Origin of the sequence: Paenibacillus sp. ov031 (genome assembly GCF_900143165.1) — a bacterium.
Classification (GTDB): Bacteria; Bacillota; Bacilli; order Paenibacillales; family Paenibacillaceae; genus Paenibacillus; species Paenibacillus marchantiae.
Window position 1 is genome coordinate 27,251 of the sequence record NZ_FRDO01000014.1, and the last position, 24,365, is coordinate 51,615.

Annotated in this window: 23 protein-coding genes, 1 tRNA gene, 2 rRNA genes, 1 pseudogene and 1 riboswitch; of the genes and pseudogenes, 10 read left to right on the forward strand and 17 right to left on the reverse strand. The window is 45.9% G+C overall.

The features are described 5' to 3' along the window. The first annotated feature begins 41 nt into the window (after positions 1-41). The 5 genes from BUA17_RS30095 to BUA17_RS30115 all read left to right on the forward strand — a co-directional run bounded on the left by BUA17_RS30095 (position 42) and on the right by BUA17_RS30115 (position 5,148). The gene (locus BUA17_RS30095; protein WP_072735855.1) at positions 42-2,033 is read left to right on the forward strand and encodes a M1 family metallopeptidase; all 1,992 of its coding nucleotides are present in this window, start codon (positions 42-44) and stop codon (positions 2,031-2,033) included. A 10-nt stretch (positions 2,034-2,043) separates the two neighbouring features. Continuing rightward, a complete protein-coding gene (locus BUA17_RS30100; RefSeq protein ID WP_072735856.1) occupies positions 2,044-2,886 on the forward strand; it encodes a hypothetical protein in 843 nt (280 codons plus the stop codon). A gap of 252 nt (positions 2,887-3,138) precedes the next feature. After that, positions 3,139-3,276, forward strand: a riboswitch (cyclic di-AMP (ydaO/yuaA leader). 3 nt (positions 3,277-3,279) lie between these two features. Then, complete coding sequence (locus BUA17_RS30105; RefSeq protein ID WP_024628797.1) at positions 3,280-3,750, forward strand: C40 family peptidase; 471 nt, start codon at positions 3,280-3,282, stop codon at positions 3,748-3,750. Between the two features lie 393 nt (positions 3,751-4,143). After that, positions 4,144-4,635, forward strand: a complete 492-nt coding sequence (locus BUA17_RS30110) for a GNAT family N-acetyltransferase (RefSeq protein WP_072735857.1) — start codon at positions 4,144-4,146, stop codon at positions 4,633-4,635. Positions 4,636-4,788: 153 nt separating this feature from the next. Then, entirely contained in the window at positions 4,789-5,148 is a 360-nt protein-coding gene (locus BUA17_RS30115; RefSeq protein WP_063567633.1) for a c-type cytochrome, read from the forward strand. Positions 5,149-5,472: 324 nt separating this feature from the next. On the opposite strand, the gene rbsK is transcribed toward BUA17_RS30115, so the two are convergent. The 3 genes from rbsK to BUA17_RS30130 form a co-directional block, all read right to left on the reverse strand. Then, a complete protein-coding gene (gene rbsK, locus BUA17_RS30120; protein WP_072735858.1) occupies positions 5,473-6,459 on the reverse strand; it encodes a ribokinase in 987 nt (328 codons plus the stop codon). Between the two features lie 44 nt (positions 6,460-6,503). Next, complete coding sequence (locus BUA17_RS30125; protein ID WP_063567631.1) at positions 6,504-6,800, reverse strand: 4a-hydroxytetrahydrobiopterin dehydratase; 297 nt, start codon at positions 6,798-6,800, stop codon at positions 6,504-6,506. Between the two features lie 253 nt (positions 6,801-7,053). Then, positions 7,054-7,347, reverse strand: a complete 294-nt coding sequence (locus BUA17_RS30130; RefSeq protein WP_063567630.1) for a hypothetical protein — start codon at positions 7,345-7,347, stop codon at positions 7,054-7,056. A 234-nt stretch (positions 7,348-7,581) separates the two neighbouring features. On the opposite strand from BUA17_RS30130, the gene motA reads away from it, so the two are divergent. Continuing rightward, positions 7,582-8,382, forward strand: a complete 801-nt coding sequence (gene motA, locus BUA17_RS30135; protein WP_024628803.1) for a flagellar motor stator protein MotA — start codon at positions 7,582-7,584, stop codon at positions 8,380-8,382. Further along, positions 8,369-9,187, forward strand: coding sequence for a flagellar motor protein MotB (gene motB, locus BUA17_RS30140; RefSeq protein WP_063567629.1), 819 nt, complete (start codon positions 8,369-8,371; stop codon positions 9,185-9,187). The genes motA and motB overlap by 14 nt, the downstream gene beginning before the upstream one ends. 138 nt (positions 9,188-9,325) lie before the next feature. Here motB and rluF read toward each other — a convergent pair whose 3' ends face one another. Then, positions 9,326-10,027 (reverse strand): 23S rRNA pseudouridine(2604) synthase RluF, encoded by a 702-nt coding sequence (gene rluF / locus BUA17_RS30145; RefSeq protein ID WP_063567628.1) that lies wholly within the window; start codon positions 10,025-10,027, stop codon positions 9,326-9,328. Between the two features lie 18 nt (positions 10,028-10,045). Beyond that, positions 10,046-12,385, reverse strand: a complete 2,340-nt coding sequence (locus tag BUA17_RS30150; RefSeq protein ID WP_072735859.1) for a PAS domain S-box protein — start codon at positions 12,383-12,385, stop codon at positions 10,046-10,048. Positions 12,386-12,720: 335 nt separating this feature from the next. On the opposite strand from BUA17_RS30150, the gene tadA reads away from it, so the two are divergent. Together tadA and BUA17_RS30160 are read left to right on the forward strand one after the other, a co-directional pair. After that, complete coding sequence (gene tadA / locus BUA17_RS30155) at positions 12,721-13,221, forward strand: tRNA adenosine(34) deaminase TadA (RefSeq protein ID WP_064641365.1); 501 nt, start codon at positions 12,721-12,723, stop codon at positions 13,219-13,221. Between the two features lie 34 nt (positions 13,222-13,255). Next, positions 13,256-13,825, forward strand: a complete 570-nt coding sequence (locus tag BUA17_RS30160; RefSeq protein ID WP_063567625.1) for a GNAT family N-acetyltransferase — start codon at positions 13,256-13,258, stop codon at positions 13,823-13,825. A gap of 83 nt (positions 13,826-13,908) precedes the next feature. Here the strand turns inward: BUA17_RS30160 and BUA17_RS30165 are convergent, their stop codons facing one another. From BUA17_RS30165 to BUA17_RS30180, 5 genes are all read right to left on the reverse strand, one after another. Next, the gene (locus BUA17_RS30165; RefSeq protein ID WP_063567624.1) at positions 13,909-15,003 is read right to left on the reverse strand and encodes a hypothetical protein; all 1,095 of its coding nucleotides are present in this window, start codon (positions 15,001-15,003) and stop codon (positions 13,909-13,911) included. Positions 15,004-15,269: 266 nt separating this feature from the next. Next, positions 15,270-15,422, reverse strand: coding sequence for a small acid-soluble spore protein P (locus BUA17_RS30170; protein ID WP_063567623.1), 153 nt, complete (start codon positions 15,420-15,422; stop codon positions 15,270-15,272). Positions 15,423-15,445: 23 nt separating this feature from the next. Continuing rightward, a complete protein-coding gene (locus BUA17_RS31410; protein WP_170867969.1) occupies positions 15,446-15,622 on the reverse strand; it encodes a hypothetical protein in 177 nt (58 codons plus the stop codon). Positions 15,623-15,647: 25 nt separating this feature from the next. Continuing rightward, positions 15,648-15,989: a hypothetical protein gene (locus tag BUA17_RS30175; RefSeq protein WP_063567622.1), complete on the reverse strand. Its 342-nt coding sequence runs from the start codon at positions 15,987-15,989 to the stop codon at positions 15,648-15,650. A gap of 193 nt (positions 15,990-16,182) precedes the next feature. Then, positions 16,183-16,271 (reverse strand) — tRNA-Ser (locus tag BUA17_RS30180). A gap of 378 nt (positions 16,272-16,649) precedes the next feature. Here BUA17_RS30180 and BUA17_RS30185 point away from each other — a divergent pair. Continuing rightward, positions 16,650-17,594: an S-layer homology domain-containing protein gene (locus tag BUA17_RS30185; protein WP_170867970.1), complete on the forward strand. Its 945-nt coding sequence runs from the start codon at positions 16,650-16,652 to the stop codon at positions 17,592-17,594. Positions 17,595-17,745: 151 nt separating this feature from the next. Here BUA17_RS30185 and serS read toward each other — a convergent pair whose 3' ends face one another. The 7 genes and pseudogenes from serS to BUA17_RS30220 form a co-directional block, all read right to left on the reverse strand. Then, complete coding sequence (serS, locus tag BUA17_RS30190; RefSeq protein ID WP_072735861.1) at positions 17,746-19,029, reverse strand: serine--tRNA ligase; 1,284 nt, start codon at positions 19,027-19,029, stop codon at positions 17,746-17,748. Positions 19,030-19,296: 267 nt separating this feature from the next. Then, complete coding sequence (gene pdxT / locus BUA17_RS30195) at positions 19,297-19,887, reverse strand: pyridoxal 5'-phosphate synthase glutaminase subunit PdxT (protein WP_072735862.1); 591 nt, start codon at positions 19,885-19,887, stop codon at positions 19,297-19,299. A gap of 66 nt (positions 19,888-19,953) precedes the next feature. Further along, positions 19,954-20,022: pseudogene (locus BUA17_RS31030) on the reverse strand (hypothetical protein); the annotation flags it as partial. 297 nt (positions 20,023-20,319) lie between these two features. Further along, positions 20,320-21,693, reverse strand: coding sequence for a D-alanyl-D-alanine carboxypeptidase family protein (locus BUA17_RS30205; RefSeq protein WP_072735863.1), 1,374 nt, complete (start codon positions 21,691-21,693; stop codon positions 20,320-20,322). A 446-nt stretch (positions 21,694-22,139) separates the two neighbouring features. After that, positions 22,140-23,597, reverse strand: coding sequence for an IMP dehydrogenase (guaB, locus tag BUA17_RS30210; protein ID WP_024628817.1), 1,458 nt, complete (start codon positions 23,595-23,597; stop codon positions 22,140-22,142). Between the two features lie 353 nt (positions 23,598-23,950). Further along, positions 23,951-24,067, reverse strand: a 5S ribosomal RNA gene (rrf, locus tag BUA17_RS30215). 79 nt (positions 24,068-24,146) lie between these two features. After that, positions 24,147-24,365 (reverse strand): 23S ribosomal RNA (locus BUA17_RS30220); the annotation flags it as partial.

The following is a 24,365-nucleotide window of genomic DNA, read 5'->3' on the forward strand; positions in this document are numbered from 1 at the left end:
TATACATGCTGTAGATGCTTGTCAACGGGAGGTATTTAACGATGATTCCACGACGCGCCAAGAGCTGGCTCACCGCAATTATAGCCCTGTGTGTAGTTGCCGGGGGGATATGGCTTGGTCTGGGCTCCACACGCTCCATTCAATCTGACTTGCCTGCGCTCGCCCCGGAATCGGGCAAGCCTACGGCACCCGTCAAAACCCAAACATCTCCGGAAAGTATACAGACACCTACTGCTGAAGTGTTCAGCAACCGCGTAGTGGAATATCACATGGATGTGAAGCTGGTAGACGGGAATGTACTGCAAGGGACTCAGACGATCACCTGGACACATCCAGGCAAGAAAACCGTCAGCGAGCTTTATTTTCACATGTATCCCAATGCCTTCTCTTCTGCTGACACCACTTTTATGAAAGAATCCGGAGGGAAACTTCGAGGTGATGTCATGCCCACGAACGGTTACGGTTCCATGCATATTACAGAAATGAAAACAGAGGACGGGCTTTCTCTCTTACATCGGATGCAGTATGTGCAACCGGATGACGGAAACATGAAAGATACTACCCTCATTAAGGTACGGCTGCCCAAACCCGTTAAAGGCGGTGAAAGCATCACGCTTCACACCCGATTTGAGGTCAAGCTACCCAAAATTTTTGCCCGCATGGGAACAGCAGATAATTTCGTTATGGCAGGTCAGTGGTTCCCTAAACTTAGCGTATATGAGCCAGTAGGCACACGAGGTCAAACGACCGAAGGCTGGAATCTGCATCAGTATCACGGTAATTCAGAGTTTTACGCCGATTTCGGTATCTATAGTGTGCGTATTCGGGTACCGGAAACATACAAAGTAGCTGCTACTGGATTCCCAACCCAGCAAGCGGTTGTGAAGAACGGCGAAAAAGTATATCAGTTCTATGCCGATGATGTGCATGATTTTGCCTGGTCAGCCTCTCCTGATTTTGTTTATGCAGAAGAACCCTTCTCTGCTCCCAATGTGCCAGGCGTTCGAATCAAGCTGTATCTCGACCCTGCTCATGAGGATCTGAAGGAACGTTATTTCTACGCCGCCAAAGCAGCGCTATCCAATTATAGCAAGTGGTTTGGCCCTTATCCGTATTCCACACTGTCCATCGTTGTCCCGCCCAAATCAGGGAATGGCGCAGGGGGAATGGAATACCCTACCTTGGTCACCGCCTTCGGTGCAGATGATTCTGCTCCTGGTTACGATCTGGAACGCACGGTTGTGCACGAGATTGGGCATCAGTATTTTTACGGCATGGTCGCGAGTAATGAATTTGAAGAGGCTTGGCTGGACGAAGGATTCACCTCCTATGCAGAAGACAAAGTAATGGAACAGGAATACGGACTTATCCCGAATCTGCCCGTACAAGCTGGTCTCATTACTTCTCCAGCTTCACTGACACAGGACTCCTGGAAGTTTGATTCCCAGAATCAATATGCAGCAAACGTATACACACGAGGCAAGCTTGTATTACTTGGAATAGAACAACAGGTTGGTGCTAAAACGATGGAGCGTATTCTCTCGACCTATGTGAATAAATACCGCTTCAAACACCCTACTTCGTCTGATTTTCAAAAGGTCGTGGAGCAAGTGACGCGTACATCCTGGACCGATTATTTTAATCAGTATGTATACGGAGACGGCATGGCTGACTTTGCAGTGGAGAAGATCGCAATCAATCCTATCCTGAAAGGCGGTCAAACGTTGTACGAGTCGTCCATTACAGTGCAGAAAAAAGGCAGTGAATATAAGAAGGTGCCTGTTCGAATTATGTTCGAAGATGGGAAAACCATGACGAAAGAATGGGATGGTAGCGAGGAGCGCATTACCTACAAACTGACCTATACTTCCCCTGTTTCCTGGGCTATGACTGATCCGCTGTACACGATTGTGCTGGAGAACCATCATATGAACAATTTTCTGAATGCCGGACTGGATGAGCCAACTAAATCCCGCTGGAGCATGAGCGCAACCAAAATTATAGAAGCCATATTCGGAAGTCTGTCATGGTGAGGTGGATACAGTGAAAGCGAAAATACGTGAAGGCTGGTTTCTCGTCCGTCAGCATATGTTCATTGCGGCACTCTTATTTCTCTATCAATTAGTATGGGGATACTTTCTTTATCGAATGGTGCAGTCAGCTGTGGTTCCGCTGCTCCTGCGTTATCCTGACCCTGATACAGGGGAACTCAGTACGATTTTATTTAAAATGGAGAGCCAACTCGGTCTGACAACGAATCCGGAGGTTCACCGCTATTTATGGATTTTAGGGGCTATGCTGCTGATACGGATGATGATTAGCCCACTCATTCAGGCAGGGCTGCTCTACTCGCTCCAGCATTATAACCATTCGGAAGAGCGCATTCCATTCATTCGCGGTATCAAAAATTTATGGAAACCGATGCTGTTGCTCCACACCATTCGGACTATATTACTGCTGCTACCCGCTTATTGGCTCGCACCAAGGCTCTATTCCATCTTTATGGAAGGTTTTCATTCCCTCCATCTGCTCTTGCCTGGTATTCCCTATGTTGCTGGTTGGATTGTATACGGGTGGGTTATCCATCATGTCCTACTGTACATGCAGTTTGGTATCTCAGCTCCCGATGGGGAAGGCGGAGCACGTGGTACGTTTCAAGCTATATGGATTGCACTACGCCAAGTCATCACTCTAATCGGCATTGCTGTCCTGCTGGGCGGCCTTCATCTGTTGGTCTTTGGTGCCTTTACTTCAGCTTCATGGTTACTAACCGGCTTAACTGGTCTTATACTACAACAAACGTATCCACTTGCCCGGTGCTTGCTGAGCCTGTGGAAAATATGTGCCCATTTCCGCCTATGGCAGTCCAACTCGGTCAAAGATTAAATTAAACGGTTAAAAACGGTTACCATCTCTATGTAAAGTTGTATTCTTCAAATGCCGTTAAACAAGCAAACCTCGACCTTTCCCCGTCAAAGGTCGAGGTTTTTTTTGTTAATTTTGTTGTTAAACGTTGCCAAAGTGATATACCTCTGTTACAATAATCGCAGTGAGTTTTTAGTAACAACTTTGTAATCTTTACCTTCATATTTGTAACTACTTAAAATTTAATCGTCATTTCTTGATTTCGCAGGTGCATAACTAGCATAGCCAAATTCCTAGCACCTGGGAAGCGGGGGAACCAGTTATGGGTGAATTGATCTTGCAACAGAGGGATCATAGGGGACCTTCAACCGAATCCTTAAGCTAACCTCGCAGGCATTGGAAGGGGTATATCTCTTGTTTAAGAAGAAATTAACCGCAGCTGTACTCAGCCTCACATTCGCATTATCGCTTGGAGCAGGCAGCGCATTCGCAGATTCGAAAATGGACCAAGTTATTGATTCAGCAATGGGGACTACATACAAAAGCGGAGGAACAACGCTTAACGGCTTTGACTGCTCTGGATTCACAAGTTATGTATTCGACAAGCTGGGCATTGATCTGGCTCGCCAATCGAGTTCACAATTCGACATGGGTGATTCGGTATCCCGGATGGAAATGAGACCAGGTGATCTGGTATTCTTCAATACAACGGGCAAAGGGGTCTCGCACGTAGGGATCTTTGTAGGGGATGGAAAGTTTGCACACTCCTCTTCTTCTAAAGGAGTTACAATCAGCGCATTAAGCGAAAGCTACTGGGCTAACCGCTATGTTGGCGCTAAACGCATTATGAGCACGGACGCATATGAGACATTGGCCATCGACTAGGGACAAGCTGAGCAACGTCATGCTGTAACAATAACACTACTGTAACGAAGCATAATAGAACCGTCTGGTACATTCTCCGCAGGAATGTATCCGGCGGTTTTTTTGTGCTTCGTTTCCTTTAATGCGTTCGGGATAGCTACCAAACCTAACTTTAACTTTTTTTAAAGTTATTTTTCATTGCTTCGTCCGTGCTCTTATAATGTTTTTACCCATCCCACTATAATATAAACGAAATTACCGGAACTTTTGTTTCACTTTTTTTGAAAAACGAGGACTTGCCAAATGAACGCCTCTTTTGTAGAGTGGAAACAAGCTTAGATATGGAATGACATATGTATATGGACAAATCAAAATCATTATAGCTTGTTCACAATGAGAGGAGCGTGCAGTTGTATGGATGAAGCCCCTGTGACGTTTCACGTTGTGCCCATGCAAGAAGAACACGCGGAACTAATCTGCGATTGGCAGTATGACCCGCCTTATAATATTTATAGCTGGCTGCCCTGGGAGCAGATGAAAGCACTTGAAGTGGAATTCGGCGATCCCCAGCTACGGAAAGAACAATATGCGGTGGTGCTGGGAGAGGATCAGCAGATTTGCGGTTTTGCTCAATACTTCCCGCTTGAAGGTGTAACCCGCATCGGACTTGGCATGCACCCCGATCGATGTGGTCATGGTCAAGGAACGGCTTTTGTCTCGGCCATTGTGCAGGAAGCCATTCGCCGGAACCCTGCAAACGAAATTGATCTGGAAGTTCTGACCTGGAATGACCGGGCTATTCGTGTCTATCTCAAAGCCGGATTTGTTACGCAGGATACATACGAACGACAGACACCGGGTGGTTTGAAACCTTTTTACTGTATGGTCTATGAAGGTCCACGCTAATAACTAGGGCTTGAAATCACCCCAAAAAGTCCCCGGTTATGTGATTAGTTCAAAAAATTACCACAAAATGCTATGATGTCACTACAGGTTCCGTTATAATGATATGGATAGTTTCAAGTTAGATGATCTTTCATTCTGGAGGGGACATAAGGGATGCACAAATGGATCATGAGCGGGGTATTTTTTGCAGCGTGCGCTTTAGCTATTGTACTAATGTTTACGCTTCCAGGGAAAGAGGAAGTTGCAGAAGAAGCGAAACCGACGATGCCGCAAGTTACAATGGATGCAGGACAGGCTGAGGCACTGGTCAAAGCAAACTGTATTACCTGCCACGGTGATCAGCTTCAAGGGGGCATGGGCCCTAGTCTGCAGAAGATTGGCAGCCAGGACGATGTGGAGAAGATTTATACGACCATCGTCAAAGGTAAAAGCGGCGGTATGCCTTCGTTCAAAGACAAGCTGAAGGATGAAGAAATCGCGAATATTGCGATGTGGCTGGCGGAGAAGAAGTAATCCAAGATGTTCAAGGCGATCAGTTTGTGGCAGGGGGCATGTATAGAGAGTGTGATGGCTTCAATCATCCTCTGCTCTTTACTCATGCTCTAAACCACGCTGGCGCTAGACGCGCAACGTAGTCAACCCTTATTGGTAATACAGGGTTACTCGTTTTATCAATGGTCATACAGACAAGAGGCTCTTACTCTCCCGTACTGGGAAGTAAGAGCCTCTTGGTCATTTCAGGGATGCTCCGATGAAAACATCCACCATGCTATGGCTAAATAGATGCATTAGCGTATCCTTCCAGCCTGCCTCTGATTCACCTAAAGTATGCATATATTACTGGGTCTTTGCCTTCTGCTCGGCAAGGAAAGCCTGCACTTCACGTGCGGACGGCATCCCGGACTGGGCGCCGAGCTTCGTCACCGACAACGCGGCTGCGCCCATGGCGAAGCTTACCGCCGCGTCCAGCGTCTCTCCGCGCGCGAGGGCTACTGCCAGCGCGCCGTTGAAGCAATCGCCAGCGCCGGTCGTGTCGACGGCGCTTACGGCGTAGCCGGGCGCACGGCACGCGCCGGCACGCTCTGCCTGAACGCGGCCGCTAGGCGCTGCCGCGTACACAGCCCCCTCGGGGCCGAGCGTCGTGACGACAGCGGCCCCGAGGGATGCGGCGAGCTCTGCGACCGCCGCATCCACGTCTTCCGGCCGGAGATCATCCCGGCCGGTGAGCACGGCGAGCTCGCTGCGGTTCGGCGTGACGACGTCGACGCACCGCAGGAGCTCCTGGGGCAGACCCGGCACCGCAGGCGCCGGGTTGAGCACCACCAATGCGCTGCCTTCAGCCGCCAGTTGGGCGGCGCGGGTGACCGCAGGCAGCGGGATCTCCAGCTGCAGCAGCACCGCTGCGGCTGCAGTCAGGCTTTTTACCGTATCCGCCTCTTCCAGCATCGCAGGCATAACCTGCCCATTCGCTCCAGGAATAACAATAATCCGGTTATCTCCTTTGGAGAGCCAGATGGAGGCCGTACCTGTAACGGTATCATCCAGAATGCGAACTTGCGAGGCATCCGCCCCGCTTTCCGTTAGACTGTGCAACAGGCGTTCACCAAAACCATCCGAACCTACGGCACCAATCATCGTAGTCTGTCCACCCAGTCGTGCAGCAGCAACCGCCTGATTGGCGCCTTTGCCCCCGGCCAAATAGTGCAGTTCCTCCCCACTCACCGTCTCGCCTTCCTCAGGAATGATGTCTGTCTTCACCACCAGATCCATATTAAGGCTGCCTACGACAGCAATAAGAGGTTTGTTCTGATTATCGTCTGACATGTATGCTTCACTCATTTCCGGTAGTGCGATATAACCGATCCAGGTTATTCCGACCTCATTTTCTCAAAAGCCTCATTATATTGCTCTGCTTCTTTAATATCTACAGATGTGATGCCACCTTCATCCCATGATGTGAGACGCAGTGTGACTGTTGTATAGTCAATCGTAATGAAAGGGTGATGATTGAACGCTTCCGAAATCGCTGCGACCTCGTCCACAAATGCAATCCCTTTCATGTAGTTGGAAAATACGAACTTGCGGACAATCCATCGTCCCTCTTCCAGTTCCCAGCCTTCCAGCCTTCCCAGATGAGCTTCGACTTCCTCTTGCGAAAAAACCATACGTTATCTTCCTCCCCATATGATGGCTTATCACAGACAACTGTCCATGCTGCCACCGAAACCTTTGGTGCTACCCATAGCAACCCAAACGCATAGGTCCACCGCCCTGCGGTTCGCCCGTTTCATGACTATCATCTTACCACGGACAAGCCTCAAATTCCAATAGTACAAATGGCGCTAGATCCACTAACCATAAGGCTTTAGGGAGATTCTCCAACTCGGTTTTCCATGCAAAATATCTTATAGGAGCATACTAAATGAGCGGTACAAAAGTCAGTTCTTCTTCCCCAATTAAGATATGAATTCGGTGCTGATCCTTGTCATGAATGACCACTCCACTTCCTACCGGAATGACCGACTCCTCACCCAGTGCATAGAACAGATCTTCCGCCAATGCCTCATCCACTTCGAGTTGCTCTGTTACACCAAGGCGCGACCATTCTTCCTCATCCATTTCAAAGAAAACATAGCGGTCCGGTATTCGGCCTATAGCCTCTGTCAAATCTGTCAATATTCCTTCATAATCTCGTCCATGCTTTACGCCCATTGGCTTTTCACTCCTATTTAGCCCCTAAGGAGCAGATTTGATCTTATTATACCTGAAAATAACCCTTAAAAAAAAAGGCCATCTGGTCGATAAATACTATACATGACCGTTTTAACTGTTTCTGCAACCCTAAAGGATGCCTAACATTAAACGGATTGCGGTGTAACGTTCGTCCGGAAGCCCGAATAAAGCCGCTTGAAAGGATTCAATTTTATCTCATGGATGAGGTGTATGATGGAAATTTCAACGATTATCGGACTAGTTTTAGGGCTGGTTTCACTTGTAGTGGGTATGTTCCTGAAGGGTGCGCCCCTTATCAACCTGGTTAACAACCCAGCAGCCTACGTTATTATTTTTGTTGGTACGGCAGCAACTATTTTCATGGCATTTCCCATGTCTGAAGTTAAAAAAATCCCCAAGCTATTCGGGGTACTGTTCAAAAAGCAACAACTGATTGACCGTGTTTCTCTAATCGGCACATTTATGGACTGGGCTTCCACCACCCGTCGTGAAGGTTTGCTTGCACTTGAATCGAAAGTCGAAGATATTGATGATCAGTTCCTGCGCGGCGGTATGCGTATGATTATTGACGGCAATGATCAGGAATTTGTAAGTGATGTACTCATGGAAGATATTCATGCTACAGAAGAGCGCCATCGTGGCGGTGCCTTGATCTTCGCGCAAGCGGGGATGTATGCACCAACACTCGGGGTACTCGGGGCCGTTGTAGGCCTCATCGCAGCGCTTGCCGATCTCAGTGATATGGAAAAGCTCTCGCATGCAATTGCAGCGGCGTTTATCGCGACACTTCTCGGTATCTTTAGTGGTTACGTGTTGTGGCATCCGATGTCCAATAAACTGAAGCGGATGTCCAAAAAAGAGATGGAAATCAAGCTGATGATGGTTGAAGGCTTGTTATCCATACAATCTGGTGTATCCACCATTGCCATTAATCAAAAATTATCTGTATTCCTGACACCTTCCGAACGTAGACAGTTGGAAGAGAAGGAGGGCTCATCAGGTGAAAAAGGCTAAAAAACACGAACCGCATGAAGAACATATAGACGAGAGTTGGTTGCTTCCCTACTCCGACTTAATGACGTTGCTGCTCGCTCTGTTTATCACATTATTCTCTATGAGCTCTATAGATGCAACGAAGTTTGAACAGATGGCTTCCGCACTGAGCAGCGCATTGAATGGTGGTTCGGGTGTACTGGATCATACCTCCATGAACCCTACAGAATCTACTACAGATTTGGGCAAGAACAAACAGCAGCCTGAAGAAATCACCAAGAAGACAGCGGCTCAGATTACGGATGCGCAGATGGCTCAGAAAGAACAGGAAGATCTGGAGAAACTCAAGAAACAGCTTGATCAATATATTCAGAAAAATGGGCTTTCCGATCAGCTGAATACCAAGCTGAATCAGTCTGAGCTCAAAATCACGATCAGTGATAACGCCCTGTTCTCCTCAGGCCGGGCTGATGTTAAACCCGAGTCACGCTCGCTGGCCAAAGCCATCTCGAGCATGCTGCAGGAGTTCCCGGAATATGAAGTCGTTGTGTCTGGCCATACTGATAATGTTCCCATTTCGAACAGCCAATATAAGGATAACTGGGATTTGAGTGCCGATCGAGCACTGAATTTCCTCAAAATTCTGTTATTGAATGAGGCGCTGGACCCTTCGAAGTTCACACCTAGCGGTTATGGAGAGTATCACCCAGTCGCTAGCAACCAAACGGATGCTGGACGAGCTCAAAACCGCCGGGTAGAAGTTTCGATTATCCGGAAATATCAGAGTAACAACACGGCCGTGAAAGCAGTCGGACAAGGTAACTAAAGAATCGTTCGTTATAGCAAACTAATGCCTAAGCTTATGTCACTCTCCTTTATACCAGGGGAGTGACTTTTTTCTATCCACTGATATGAAAAAGCGCTGCTTCCCTTGAGGGGAAGCAGCGCCTTGGACAATCATCATTTATTCCATATTATAATCTAGCAAACTGCTTAATTCCGACTTCTCTGCGGGTGTCAGTTCTCTCCAGGTCCCTGTGGCCTGTTCACCGAGATGAATGTTCATAATACGAATCCGCTTCAACTTCCGAACCTCATAGCCAAATGCACTGCACATCCGGCGAATTTGACGGTTTTTTCCCTCTGTCAGAATAATGCGGAACACCCGCTCTGATATACGAGTCACCGTACAAGGCAGCGTCATTTCGCCAAGGATCTTGACTCCTGTGCTCATGCCTCTCAAGAAACTCGGTGTTACCGCACGATCGACGGTGACAATATATTCTTTCTCATGGCGTCCTTCTGCCCTTAGAATTCGATTGACAATATCACCGTCATTGGTCATCAGAATCAAACCTTCCGAATCCTTATCCAGGCGACCAATTGGGAAGATGCGCTCTTTGTGTCCTACAAAATCAACGATATTCCCTTGAATGTGCTGTTCGGTTGTACTCGTTATTCCAATAGGTTTATTAAGCGCAATATATACGTGTTTCCGTTTTTCCTTAATAGGTTGACCATTAATTCTTACATCATCGCCATCTTCTGCTTGACTGCCCAGCTCTGCCGTCACTCCATTAATCGTTACTTTCCCGCTTTCCACCAATCTGTCGGCTTCCCGACGGGAACAAAAACCTGTTTCACTGATAAATTTATTAATACGCAAAAGGTAATCTCACCTCATCTAGTTCTCTTCGTCTGTAGGTTCATTGTCCGTCTTATGCTCTTCCTCTATACTCTCCGTTTGCTGTGGGGAGGCAGGCAGATCGATAATGACGGTCGTTCCCTTGTTCATGACGCTTTTGATATCCATCATGCCCTTATGTGATTGAATAATGCGCTGGCTGACCATCAGGCCAAGCCCTGTTCCCGATTCCTTGCTTGTGAAGAATGGTTCCCCCAGCTTAGGCATCAGTTCTTCTGGAATTCCAGTGCCTTCATCCTTAATTTCAATCCGAACCCGACCATTCTCTTCGTCATGATTGAGTTTAATTCGAATATTACCTCCGTCTGGCATGGCCTCCATGCCGTTCTTCAGCAAGTTAATGAAGACCTGCTTCAACTGGTTCTCTTCACAGTGTACCATAGCTGAATCCGATGAAGCATTCAATACAAATTCCACACCATGCAGATGCGCCTGACTATCCAGCAATGATATAACATCTCCCAGAATGAAGCGAATATCCCGTTCTTGAAAATGAACCGCTTGTGGTTTGGCCAGTATCAGAAACTCACCCACAATGAGATTAATTCGATCCAACTCTGACAGCATCAAATCCAGGTGACGATGATTGAGCTTGTTCGTCTCTTGTTGGAGCTGAAGAAACCCACGCAAGGTCGTAAGCGGATTACGAATCTCATGCGCAACCCCGGCTGCCAGCTGACCAACCGTCGTCAGTTTCTCGGAACGTCTGAGCAGTTCCTCCATACGATTACGGCTGGTAATATCTCTTGATACGCTGATCAGTGCTGTAATCTCTCCTGCTTCATCCCGAACTGGTGCTGTACTCACGCTGACTTCAACACGGCTACCATCCTTCTTCATCCATGTCGTTTCATTAGACGTAATTGACATGCCCTCAATCAACTGGGCATGCTGCTCTTCCATCTCCTCTTCAGTACCAGGAGGGATAATTTTCAATTTGCGTCCTTCAACTTCACGACTGCGCCAGCCATACAACTGCTCAAAGGCACGGTTTACCCGCAGTACATTTCCATCCAGATCCGTAATATGAATCGCATCTGCCGTTTGGTTAATGATCGATTCCAAATGCTCTTTTACCGCACGATTTTCTTCATACATCTGTTTCAGACGATTCGTATAATGGCCCAAATTACGAATCATCGCATTAATGCGATTCGCTAATTGGCCCAGTTCGTCTTTCCTTCTCACTTTTAGACGGAAATCAAAATGGCCATCAGCCACATCATTCACTTTGCCCAGAATAGATTGAATTGGACGCGTAATGTATCCCGCAAGCAAATAGCTACCAAAGATCACAATCTCCAGCAACACAAGCGAAATCGAGGCATGGCTAACCAGTTGTTCCGATACCATGGAGGATATTTGCTTATAGTCCATGACAATACTAATTACATAAGATGATTCATTGGGGGTGAATATCGGAATGAAACTTTTGAGCACCTTCTGTTCATGAGTTTCACTCACAAAAGATACATTCTGCCCAGTACGAATTGCCCGTACAACCGCCTTGTGATCCTCTTCTGCGGCACCATATTGATATGTACCGAAACGAATAGGCCTGTTATTCAACTTGTTGTGGTTCGTATCCCTTCCGTCATTGCTCATGTTCGAGCTACCGAAGGTCAATGGATTGATACCTGTAATCTCCAGAATCGATGAATTCACTTCGCGAATCTTATTCAAAATCTCGTCTGGACCAGAGATCTTCACATAGTCGTCAACAGCGGCATTATTATAGAAGGGATTGATTATGTAATTCCTCTTCCCATCATGATAGTAACCCCAGATATCAACATCTGACGGATTGGATGTAGAATATTCGAATCCATCCGACCAAAAATGGTCTAATTTCTGTCCCTGTGAAATCGTAACCTGATGGTTTTCGAATAGCTGTTTAAATGCCTGATACCAGTACGTCATGGATTTGGTAGACAATCCAATCTCCTTTGGATCGGAAGACCGGGTAACCACAATATCATCAGCCGTTTGCTCCATCAATGAAATGTGGGAGACACCGACTTTCTCGCTCATGCGAACCAGGTCTTCATTTGTGATATTATTAATATTCGGGTCCAGTTCTCCCGCTGCCATTACTGAGGCCAGCCATAGATTGTTCCCAATTTGTCGTTTTACATATTCTGAACTGGACTGACTCTGTTCGACAGCGATTGCAATCTGTTTGGCCGTAAGCACCATCTTGGTTTCGCTGTCCTGCCTTAAATTCTCTTCTGTAGTATAATAACTCAGTGCTATATTTAAAACCAAAATGACGAGCACTGAGCACGACATAATCATGGATAATTTCGTTTTAATAGACAACTTTTTCGTTCACCTCTCGGCTTGTACCCTCTGGCGATATATGGCAAAACCTATCTCCATCATAACTGTTGTATGTCTATTTGAAAAGGATAATTGACCCTTGTCCAAAAGTTACCGCTTGGCTGAAAAACGCGAAATCAATTGTAATTTGTCTTTTCCATGCCTACAATGGGAATAACCACTAAAACTTATACACAAATCCACAGGTATGTGGATAGTATGTTCATAACTATGTGAGCAACTCGTCTGTTATCCACAGACTTATACACAACATGTTAACAAACGAATGTTTGTTCGCCGCACAAAATGCTCTTTGGAAGGAGTTTTACATTTTAATGAAGGATGACGTTCTCCAACCTGATCTTACGCATCTCTCCGAGGAGGCTCAGCACGAGCACTGGATGCGTGAAGCCATTGCTGAAGCGTACAAAGCAGAAGCACTCGGGGAAGTGCCGATCGGGGCTGTAATTGTTCAACATAACCGTATTATTGGTCGTGGATATAACCTGCGTGAGACGACACTTGATTCCACAGCACATGCGGAGATGGTAGCCATCCGGCAGGCCAGTGAAGCCATCGGTGCATGGCGACTGCTGGATTGCAGTCTGTACGTCACACTGGAACCATGCCCCATGTGTGCAGGTGCCATTGTGCAATCCAGAGTGCCTCGAGTCATATATGGTACCGCAGACCCCAAGGCCGGATGCGCAGGAACGCTGATGAATCTGCTGCAGGAACCTCGTTTTAATCATCGAACCGAAGTGGTTGCTGACATTCTGCAACCAGAGTGCTCCACCATGCTGACTCAATTTTTCCGGCGTTTACGCAAAAAATAGAATCTTACACCCATCTGGAAAGGAAGTGCATTCCATGCCGCTTACACTATACGACACACCAAAAGGAATAAGTCTCCGTTTACTTACTCCACAAGATACAGAGGCGTATCTTGCTCTTATTCAAATTACACGTCATCCCTACCAAGCTGTAGAGCCTATCCGGGATGATGAATTCTATACGCTGCAGGCGCAAACCAGACGCATTCAGGATAGAATACAGGCGGCCGAAGAAGGAACAGGTTATCAATTCGGAATTTTTACAATCGACGATGGTATTCTGATCGGTCAGGTTAGCTTGAACAATGTCGTTCAGGGCGTTGCCAATTATGCAGACATGGGATACTTCATCCATCCAGATTACCAAGGCGGCGGACGAATGACCGCAGCCGTGAAACTAGCTGTATCCTACGCCTTCCGTGCCCTGAAGTTAAATCGTGTTCAGGCAGCCATTCTGTTGTCCAATACAGGTTCCAAACGTGTTCTCGAGAAGAACGGCTTTCAGGCTGAGGGCATTGCTCGTAAATATCTCAAGATTAACGGAGAGTATCAGGATCATCAGATCTACGCTGTGCTGGCCGAGGACTTGGGTGAATCTTTACAGTAATTGAATATACCATGTAACAAAATACAAAGAGCCGCTCAACCCTAAGGTCGAGCGGCTCTTTGCTTTAACATGAAACTGAGAACTTAGTATCCGTAAGATGCGTTCATTAGTTCTTCAAACTGATCCATTGTAATCACGTCTTCGCCAGTTGGAATATTGATTTTGAATGCTGGCTTCTCGTTAATTTTGGTGTAAGTGTTCGAACCAGTGAAAGCAAGTTTAACTTCATCCTTGGTATCAGGTTGTTTAATCAACAGATCAGCAACCAACTTTTGATATACCGGGAAATCTTTTTTGTCCAAAGCAAAATCAATGTGGAACTGGTTAATGGTCAGTGTATCTTTCAACTGGTCCAGATCTTTAGCCATTTCAGCTTGATCTGCTTCAGTAATTTTCAGATCCTCTTTAGCTTTGTCGATATCTTCCTGACTCATTTGCAACATGTCACGATACTCTTCTTTAGAAATGATATCCAGTACTTTTGGCAATGCTTTGGTTACCAGGACAGTAACAGCTTCTTTCACATTGTCATTGTTGACCGAAAATTGAACAACTTGCTTGGCATCCAAACCTTCAGGAAGCTGCGCATCCTTCACGTCCAGGTTTTTAAAGAATTTATCCTGATCGTACTCGCTCAGGACCGCATCCATAACTTCATTGCTCAGCTTTTGTGTTTTCGCTGCATCCATAGCATCCGGATTCCATTCCGTTCCTTCTTGCTCAGCCAGTTCTTTCAAATCCAGCTCCAGGAATTTACCAACAACCGTTTCCGGAATCGGGAAGAACGGAATACTTGGTACCTTAACATATAACTTCTCAGCGGTCATAACCATCGGAATGGTAAATGTCATACCCATATCGCCTTTAAGCTCAATACCTACCGTCATTTCGGTCTGCATTGGCTCGCTTTGGTATACGCCAGTTACATTCAACTGAGCATCCTTCAGCATGCTCATAAACTGAGACATCGTTGGATCCTGTTGTGACTCGTCTGCAGCTTTATAGCTCAATTCATTAATAGTGAAGTTAGAACTCATCTCATACGAAGTCAGTTTGGAAGCATTGGCTGCCGCCGTCTTCAATGCCTCTTTTGGTTCTTGCTTGCTGCTACATGCTGTCAGTGCCATGGATACGGTTAACAGCAACGTAAGAAGAAGCGCCCCCATACGTTTAGTCATTTGTTTCTCTCCTCTCGTGATAACCCCAAAAAAAATAATTCAATATCAATGATATACCATTTATTCTGAAACGGAAACACGATTTGGGAAATTTGTGAGCTTTACTCTCTAAATTGGCTACAAAGACCTATGTAAGCTTTAGATATCAATGGTGTGCTCCTCTAAATCATGTATGAACACGCAAAAACCCCGGTTTGTTAACCGGAGTTATAGGTTATAGTTATGCATTCATATGTGCTAAAGAAAGGAATGAATCTTCCTTTAACTTAGCCTTGAGGATTGTGATGATCTACATGATTCTGGTTTTTCACTTTTTTGGAGCCGGACAACGGTTCCTGCATGGAAGAATGCTTTTCAGGTTTTCGGTGCTGCACATTAGCCTGAGCTTCAGGCACAGGTGTTGTTTTGGGTTTACTCATGTTGTTCCCCCCTCTTCATTGGATTAGGAATGGGATGGGTCCATATCTTCCGTTTTATCATGATTTATGGAATCCTGATGCCGACGGTCATTCGAGTCCTGTTGAATTTGCTGGGCATGGTGAATATTCACAGGTGTCTGATCCAGATCTGCGACTACATTTTGCAGGTTTTTATCTGTTCCAGCTTTGGCTTTGCTCACGTATTACCACTCCTTTGACGTCTACCTAATGTCTGGTTTTGGTTTGCAACGACTGGGCACATTCATGAATATGACGCGTGTAATCCTGAGCCAATTCCTGAATAGGCTCTGTACGCTCATCCGTCGTACTTCCATCGCGCTCCACATCAATTAGTTGTACACTGACTTCACGAGAATCCACATAGGCACACTTGAAATCAAAAGAGTACATCTGGTGTCCCGCTGTTGCGATGTGAATTCGAATAGCCTGTTGATCAGCCTCGTCAGCCATAACTTGAGCCCGATCTCCGACATTTAGGACCTCAGGCAATCTTTCCTGCCAAGCACCTACGAGCTCCGTCTGATCTATGTTTAATTCGCGGTTCATCTTACCACCTCCACTCTTATATAAAGTGCGGCGATTTGAATGTTTTTATGCATCACACAGATATTGAAACAAACTGATTTCTTGTCGTAAAAATGCTCTGTAAATACAGCGGGTATGCGGCTGTGCTAAATGTACAAATAAATGCAAAAAAGGACTCGAGCTTATCGCTCGAACCCTTATCATAATTGTAGTATGGCGGAGAGGGTGGGATTCGAACCCACGTGGAGTTGCCCCCTAACGGTTTTCAAGACCGCCCCGTTATGACCGCTTCGGTACCTCTCCAGAACATTAACTTTTATAAACTTGCCACGAAATAGATCATACCATAATTGTATGACAGAAAGCAACCTTTTTATAAGATTTATTGTTCGATACATCAAAAAGGGAAATTCCACCTACTAACTACCGGTAAACATTGCTACCTGTTCAGAATCGGTTCAGCCCTGCTCTGTATAATCGAATTTAGACTTTTTCATTATGGGGTCGTTGCTTGTTTATAGGTGTGTATCGTAAAAATGACCCTTTGAACACATTGCCTGAGGAGCGAATCAGTGAGTTGATTTCGGAGGGAATGAAAAAGGAGTTCTTTCTTTCCTGCGCTCGAAGGACAAAGTTTCTTCATTCACTCTGTTCAGCAATCAGTCTAAAATGACGTTAGCTTTGAACAAATTAAATATTCAACGCGCATCATCTCTACTGCATGTGTCAACCGAACAGCTTGATCTCCAGATCAACATTGATGTCCTGTCCAACGATGAGTTGTCTGACCTAAAACAATCGCTACCGGCTGGCCTAAAAATGTTGGTACAGCCTTTACGTTTCAATGTACAATGGGTGGCTGGCGACCAAACGCTCAAGCTGGATCAAGAAGAATTAAAAAATGTGACTCGGGTGATCCACCTTGGTACTACAGATCTTGACCCACAAACAGCAACCGTACTCGGGTTCAATGAAGAAACGCGGACATATTCCTACGTGCCAGCCTATTTCGTCCAAAATAAAGGGCAATGGGAGGTAAGAATACGAGACATGCAATACAGCACTTATGTTATTGCTTCAAATGAACAGATAGATACTTCAGACAATGCTTCGTCGATAAACAGCATCCAATACATGCAGAATAAACAATTGCTTGCTTTGAACCAATTCAAGACCGATGAACCCATCACACGCGGAGAGGTTGCCCAATTATTAGTTTCTGCCTTAGGGGCAAACGGAATCGCATCTAAGAATACCTCTTTCCTGGATGTGACTGAGGAACAATCGTATGCGGCAACCGCTGCACACCTTGGATTTGTTAAAGGCTATGCTGATGGAACATTCCGTGCCGATCGCCAGGTCACGCGGGAAGAGCTAGCAAGTATGGTTTATCGGGCAATTCAGTATGCAGGAGGAGTTTCTGTCGCTAATAGCTCAGCTGTGATATCCTATCTGGACCATGACTCTATCTCTCCTTGGGCCACAGCCCATGTCCAGGCTCTGACATCGCTCAATTTGCTTCAAGATACATTCGGGACCACCTTCGAACCGAAAAAAGCAGTAACCACAGACGAAGCACTTATGATCTTGGTGCGTACACTGCGCTCCATTGAGTATGTGAACTAAAATTACGCTTTCGCTTAGGTGATAATTATGGCTAATCTATAGTCGTTATAAACAATAAACTACAAAAAACCGTCTCCTTGTGAAAATGGATCGTTCTAAACTTCCATTTGTCAGGAGACGGTTTTTTATTTCATTCATTTAGTTGAACATCTTAGGAACGACGGGCAATCACGCTGACTCCGCCCATGTAAGGACGCAGTGCTTCAGGAATAACCACTGTTCCATCTTCTTGTTGGTAGTTCTCCAGAATAGCAGCTACTGTACGCCCCACTGCCAGTCCTGAACCATTTAACGTATGAACAAATTCCGGTTTCGCTTTTGGTTCTCTACGGAAACGGATATTAGCTCGACGTGCTTGGAAGTCTTCACAGTTGGAGCAAGACGAGATTTCACGATACGTATTGCTTTCCGGCAACCAGACCTCAATGTCATATGTTTTGGCAGACGTGAAGCCCATATCTGCTGTACACAACATCAGAACACGGTAAGGCAGCCCCAATAATTGAAGCACACGTTCCGCATTTTGAGTCATGTTCTCCAATTCCTCATAGGAGGTCTCAGGAGAAGACAGTTTCAACAACTCAACTTTATTGAACTGATGCTGACGAATCAAGCCACGTGTATCCCGTCCAGCAGAACCTGCTTCGGATCGGAAACATGAGCTGTATGCTACAAAGTGTTTAGGCAACTGGTCAGCATTCAAAATCTCTTCACGATGATAGTTCGTTACCGGAACTTCAGCGGTAGGGATCAAATAATACTCGGTATCTTTCAGCTTAAACAGGTCTTCCTCGAATTTCGGCAGTTGGCCAGTTCCAAACAAGCTATCGCGGTTAACGATGTATGGAGGTAGAATCTCTTCATAGCCATGCTGATCGCTGTGCAGATCCATCATAAAGTTGATCAAAGCACGTTCCAGACGTGCACCCAGCCCTTTATAAAAGGTAAAACGGGAGCCTGTTACTTTGGCAGCCGCTTCAAAATCAAGGATGTCAAGGTCCTGTGCGATTTCCCAGTGTGCTTTTGGTGTAAATGAAAATGACTTCGGCTCTTCCCAACGACGAATCTCCACATTATCATCTTCGGACGCACCAACAGGCACACTCTCGTTAGGGATGTTCGGAATCGCCATAGTGAGATCGTTGATCTTCACTTCCAACTCACGCACTTCTTCATCCATTGCTTTGATTCGATCGGAGACTTCGCGCATCTCAAGGATCAACTCGTCCGCATTTTCGCCACTCTTTTTAAGCTTGGCGACTTCTCCAGATACCGTATTCCGGCGACTTTTCAGGTTTTCACTCTCTTGCAGCAACTCGCGACGCTTGGCATCCATGTCCGTGAACCCAGCGATTAGATCCAGCGATTTGCCACGTTTCGTCAATGCTTCTTCAACACGTGCGTACTCATTCCGCAATATTTTCACATCAAGCACTAAATACCCCTCCTAAATAACACCACAAAGTAGAAACCTTCCTTATTAACTCCTGTAAAAACTTTGCAGCCTTATAGCTTCATCATTCCTCAATGGTAAAAAAACAACCTATGACATCCGGCGCTACCCTACGCTGCGATTCCCGCTTTGGAAGCAGATACGGGCAACATCAGGGATCTGACCAGACAGCTCCTTGCCAGCAAGCCGTGTAAAGCCTCTGAAGGACTGATCGGGTTCACCGGCAGATCATAGGTTGTATATCAATCACTATTGGTTCTGTACAGGCTGTTTATACGACCTAGCCATGTCCACAAAGTAAGCATGCAGTCGATAATCATCTGTCAGCTCAGGGTGATAGGAGCAAGCCAGCAGATGCCCCTGGCGAGCAGTGACAATCTCATCCTTGTAAGTGGAAAGAACCTCTACCTCTTCTCCTACACTCTCAATCAGGGGTGCCCGTATGAACACTGCCCTTACCGTCTCCTCAATGCCTTTTACCGAAAGATCCGTTTCGAAGCTTTCCCTCTGCCGTCCAAATGCATTTCTGGAGACGGTCATATCCATTAGCTCCAGATGAGCTTCCTCTTGTCCTTCAATATGTTTGGCCATAACAATCAAACCAGCACAGGTGCCGAATACCGGTTTACCCTCAGCAGCGAATGCCCGAATGGCCTCCATGAAACCATATTTGCGCATCAGTTTGCCAATCGTGGTACTCTCACCGCCAGGAAGAATCAACCCATCCAGCTCATCAAGTTGTTGAACCTGTTTGATAGCCAATCCTTCTGCTCCGGCCCGTTCAATACTACGAATGTGCTCGGTGACTGCCCCTTGAAGTGCTAAAACGCCGATCTTCATTTAAAATCCACCTTTCTCTTACCAGCCGCGATCCTGCATGGGCTCGGAAGGTGCAAGTTTGGAATTGGTACCGATCATGGAAGCACCTTCGCCAATCCGGCGCAACGCTTCACCCAAGTCCTTGGCGCCACATAATGTCCGATCCGCGCTTTCGCACCTCTTTTTACGCGTGCTATTCCCGTTTCCATACCCCAATCTACCGTAATGGATGTGTCGTTCTTGTCCATAAACAGGATGTGAAATATGCATTGTCAGTTAGAAGAACAATAGACTTTTAAACTGATTTATACGTAGAATTCTAACTTGATATTTTACCGGAAAAATTGTAAATATACAATCCATCCGGTCGGAATTACTTGTATTTTGTCAATGGTCTAACGACACTATATTGAAAATGTCATATTATCCCGTCTTCTTCTTTCACCTTATCTATTAGAACAGGTTTTTGATGCCATCAAACAGATCAACGAAGAAATCTTTCACAGCACGGAAGAAGAGACGGAACCAACCGCCTTTTTCCGCTTCTTCTGCGGTGATGAGGTTAACTGTCTTCTCTTGTGGCTCAATTCCTTCAGCTTTGTACGTATAAGTAACCGTCCCAACCTTGGTTCCAGCCTTAATTGGAGCAACCAGCTTATCAGCTTCAGTTACATTCGCTTTAAATGTCACGTCCAGGTTTTGAGTACCTTTAGGTACAACGAAGCTTACTGCATTATCCGTTACAACAGGTACTGTTGTTTCCTTCCCTTTCTTCAAAGGTACAGCTTCCCAGCCTGTGACTTTAGTTTTGGCAGCAACCGCCTGTTTCACTTCGAAATTGTTGAATCCGAAGTCCAATACTTTCTTCGTTTCTCTGAAACGCGCTGGCTCCGAATCGGTACCCATAACCACACTGATCAGACGCATGCCATCACGTTCAGCTGTACCGGTAAAGTTATTCCCAGCGTTTGTGGTATGGCCCGTTTTCATCCCGTCCAGACCTTCATAGGCATAGCTTTTGAAGTTGGTTATATTTTTATTCGCTTCTAGCATCCAGTTATAGTTAACAATTGGATCTTTGTCATTAGGACGGAATTTATAAGATTGAATGGTTGTAAAATCTTTGTAGTCCGGGTGATCCATGATGATGTATCTGCACAGAATTGCCGCATCCCGTGCCGACATGACGATTTCTTTATCCTCAGTCGGGCGGAAGTCCGCAGGCATATCTGCACGATCCAGTCCTGTGGAGTTGATGAAATAGCTATCTTTCATTCCCATACGCTTCGCTTCATCATTCATCATTTTCACAAAAGCTTGCTCGGAACCAGCGATGTGTTCAGCCAAAGCCACTGTAGCATCGTTGGCTGATCCCACAGCCATGGCAATATATAGTTCCTTAATAGTATGCTGATCACCTTCTGCGAGGAAAATGCGTGAGCCAGTACTTTCTGCAGCGTTCTTTTTGATTGTAACAACATCATCCCAACTAAACTTTCCCTGTTTAACCTGTTCAGCCACAATGTACTCGGTCATCATTTTGGTCATGCTGGCTGGCGGCATAGCTTTATCCGCATTCACATTGAGCAGAATCTGGCCCGTTGAAGCCTCCATCAGTATGGCTGATTTAACATCGAGTCCCAGTGAGTCTGCCGAAGGAATGTCCACGGCTTTTTCAGTCTTCGTTGTTGTAGCTGCCGCGGTCAATACCTGCCCTGAATCGTTTGCAGCAGCCATAACAGGCATTACCGCAGACATGCAGAGCATATTAATCAGCATAACCGAGGCTACGCTTTTTTTGAGCATTTGACGTTTTTTCTTATTCATTTGTTTGGTTTTCAATGATGAATACTCCCTTCGGTCCGAAGCTTTCTATTGTGTGCTTCAGTACAGCTTGAGCTGCAATATTTTCTTATTCCCTAACAAGTGGAGATGATGTGTGAGGTGTGTCGTATATGCGCTGTATCGAAAGAGCATTGTCATTGCTCCTAAAGTTCGAATCGATTGTCACTTAGTTAGCATTAAATGAAATGCTTATGTAAAAGGACGTCCGCGCTTCTTTTTTCGCTGGGCTACCTTCAACCTTTTTCAATCACTCAAAATTCATTGTCAGAAGCAGTTTCATAGACTCACGTCAAAAAACCGCCGCAATGCCCTAATCCATTAAAGGATCATTACCGCTTGTTCTATTCTATCACAGGGGTATCCGCAAAAAAAGACAGGCCCGGCGAAAATCGCCAAGCCTGTCCTGGAAATGATTAACACAATTCAGATTACAACGAGTAGTTAGGGGCTTCTTTCGTAATCTGTACATCATGCGGATGGCTTTCACGAAGCCCCGCACCTGTAATACGAATAAACTGAGTGTTGTTACGAAGCTGTTCCAAACTGCTTGTACCACAGTATCCCATACCTGAGCGTAGACCACCAATCAACTGATGAATCGTATCAGATAATGGACCTTTGTAAGCAACACGTCCCTCAATTCCTTCCGGAACCAGTTTCTTGTCATCATCTTGGAAGTAACGATCTTTACTTCCTTGTTTCATTGCAGCCATTGAACCCATGCCGCGGTAAACTTTGTAGCTACGTCCTTGGAAGATTTCCGTTTCTCCCGGGCTTTCTGCCGTACCTGCAAACAAGCTTCCCAGCATAACTGCATGAGCACCTGCAGCAAGAGCCTTAGTAATCTCACCAGAGTACTTGATACCACCGTCAGCAATGATTGGTACGCCATATTCACGTGCTACATTTGCACAATCGTATACTGCTGTAACTTGAGGAACACCAATACCAGCAATTACACGAGTTGTACAGATGGAACCTGGACCAATTCCCACTTTGACAACCGATGCCCCAGCTTCAATCAATTCACGGGTTGCATCGCCTGTAGCAACGTTACCTGCAACAATGGTCAGGTTCGGGAAACGTTCGCGCAGCTGACGAACCGCATCAATGATGTTTATGTGATGTCCATGTGCCGAGTCTACCGTAATCAGGTCCACACCGGCTTGAACCAATGCATCAGCACGTTCAAAGGTGTCTTTGGAAATCCCAATCGCTGCTCCAACCAGCAAACGTCCTTGTGCATCTTTAGCTGCGTTAGGGAATTGAATTGCTTTTTCGATATCTTTAATAGTAATGAGACCTTTCAGTGTGTTGGACTCATCTACTAATGGAAGTTTCTCGATTTTATGCTTCTGGAGAATGCCTTCTGCTTCTTGCAGTGTAGTACCTACAGGCGCAGTAACCAAATTCTCACGAGTCATGACTTCGCTGATTTTAATGGAGAAGTCGTGGATGAAACGCAAGTCACGGTTTGTCAGGATACCAACAAGCTTTTGATCTCCTTCAACAATCGGTACACCGGAAATGCGATATTTTGCCATAACCGATTCTGCATCAGAAACCAGATGTTCCGCTGTCAATGAGAACGGGTTGGTAATAACACCACTCTCCGAGCGCTTAACCCGATCCACTTCCTCCGCTTGCTGCTCAACAGACATATTTTTATGGATGATACCAATACCGCCTTCACGGGCAATGGCAATAGCCAATGTCGCTTCAGTAACAGTATCCATACCAGCACTAATCAAAGGAATATTCAGTTTAACGCTGTCACTCAAACGAACAGATACGTCCACTTCTTTAGGCAGTGTCTCGGATTTCCGGGGCACCAGCAGTACATCGTCGAAGGTGAAACCTTCCTTACCAAATTTATCTTCCCACACGCGGGCGTTCCTCCTTATGTTTGCTCAGCTTTACGGTCCAAAACCCGAAGATCTCAGGCTGTATTTCATGCCGAAAATACGTTTTCTGAAAAATTTATTATTGCCATCTTAGCAAAGCGTTATTTAGACTGTCAAGGGAAACTCCCTGGTTATATTAGGTGTATTGCCTGATGCATACAACTGTATTTGTCATACGGACAGGTTCATTTTATATATATGAAACGCCACTCGTTATGAGTAGCGTTTATCTATGTTAAGTCATTTAGTGTACATTTTTAAACTAATAGTTAATGCTAATTTTTGCTTATAAACAAATAAAAACCACCACCGAATAACATCGGCAGTGGTTCTTTGCTTGGCGGCGTCCTACTCTCCCAGGACCCTGCGGTCCAAGTACCATCGGCGCTAGAGGGCTTAACGGTCGTGTTCGGGATGGGTACGTGTGGAACCCCTCCGCCATCGCCACCAAACGCATAGCTTAGCTTACATTCAGAGATCATTCTCTGAAAACTAGATCCGAAACGAAATGTGCGATTTATAACTTGCATATTGGATAAGCCCTCGACCGATTAGTACTGGTCAGCTCCATGCATTGCTGCACTTCCACCCCCAGCCTATCTACCTCGTCGTCTTCAAGGGGTCTTACATACTGGGAAATCTCATCTTGAGGGGGGCTTCACGCTTAGATGCTTTCAGCGCTTATCCCTTCCGTACATAGCTACCCAGCGGTGCTCCTGGCGGAACAACTGGTACACCAGCGGTACGTCC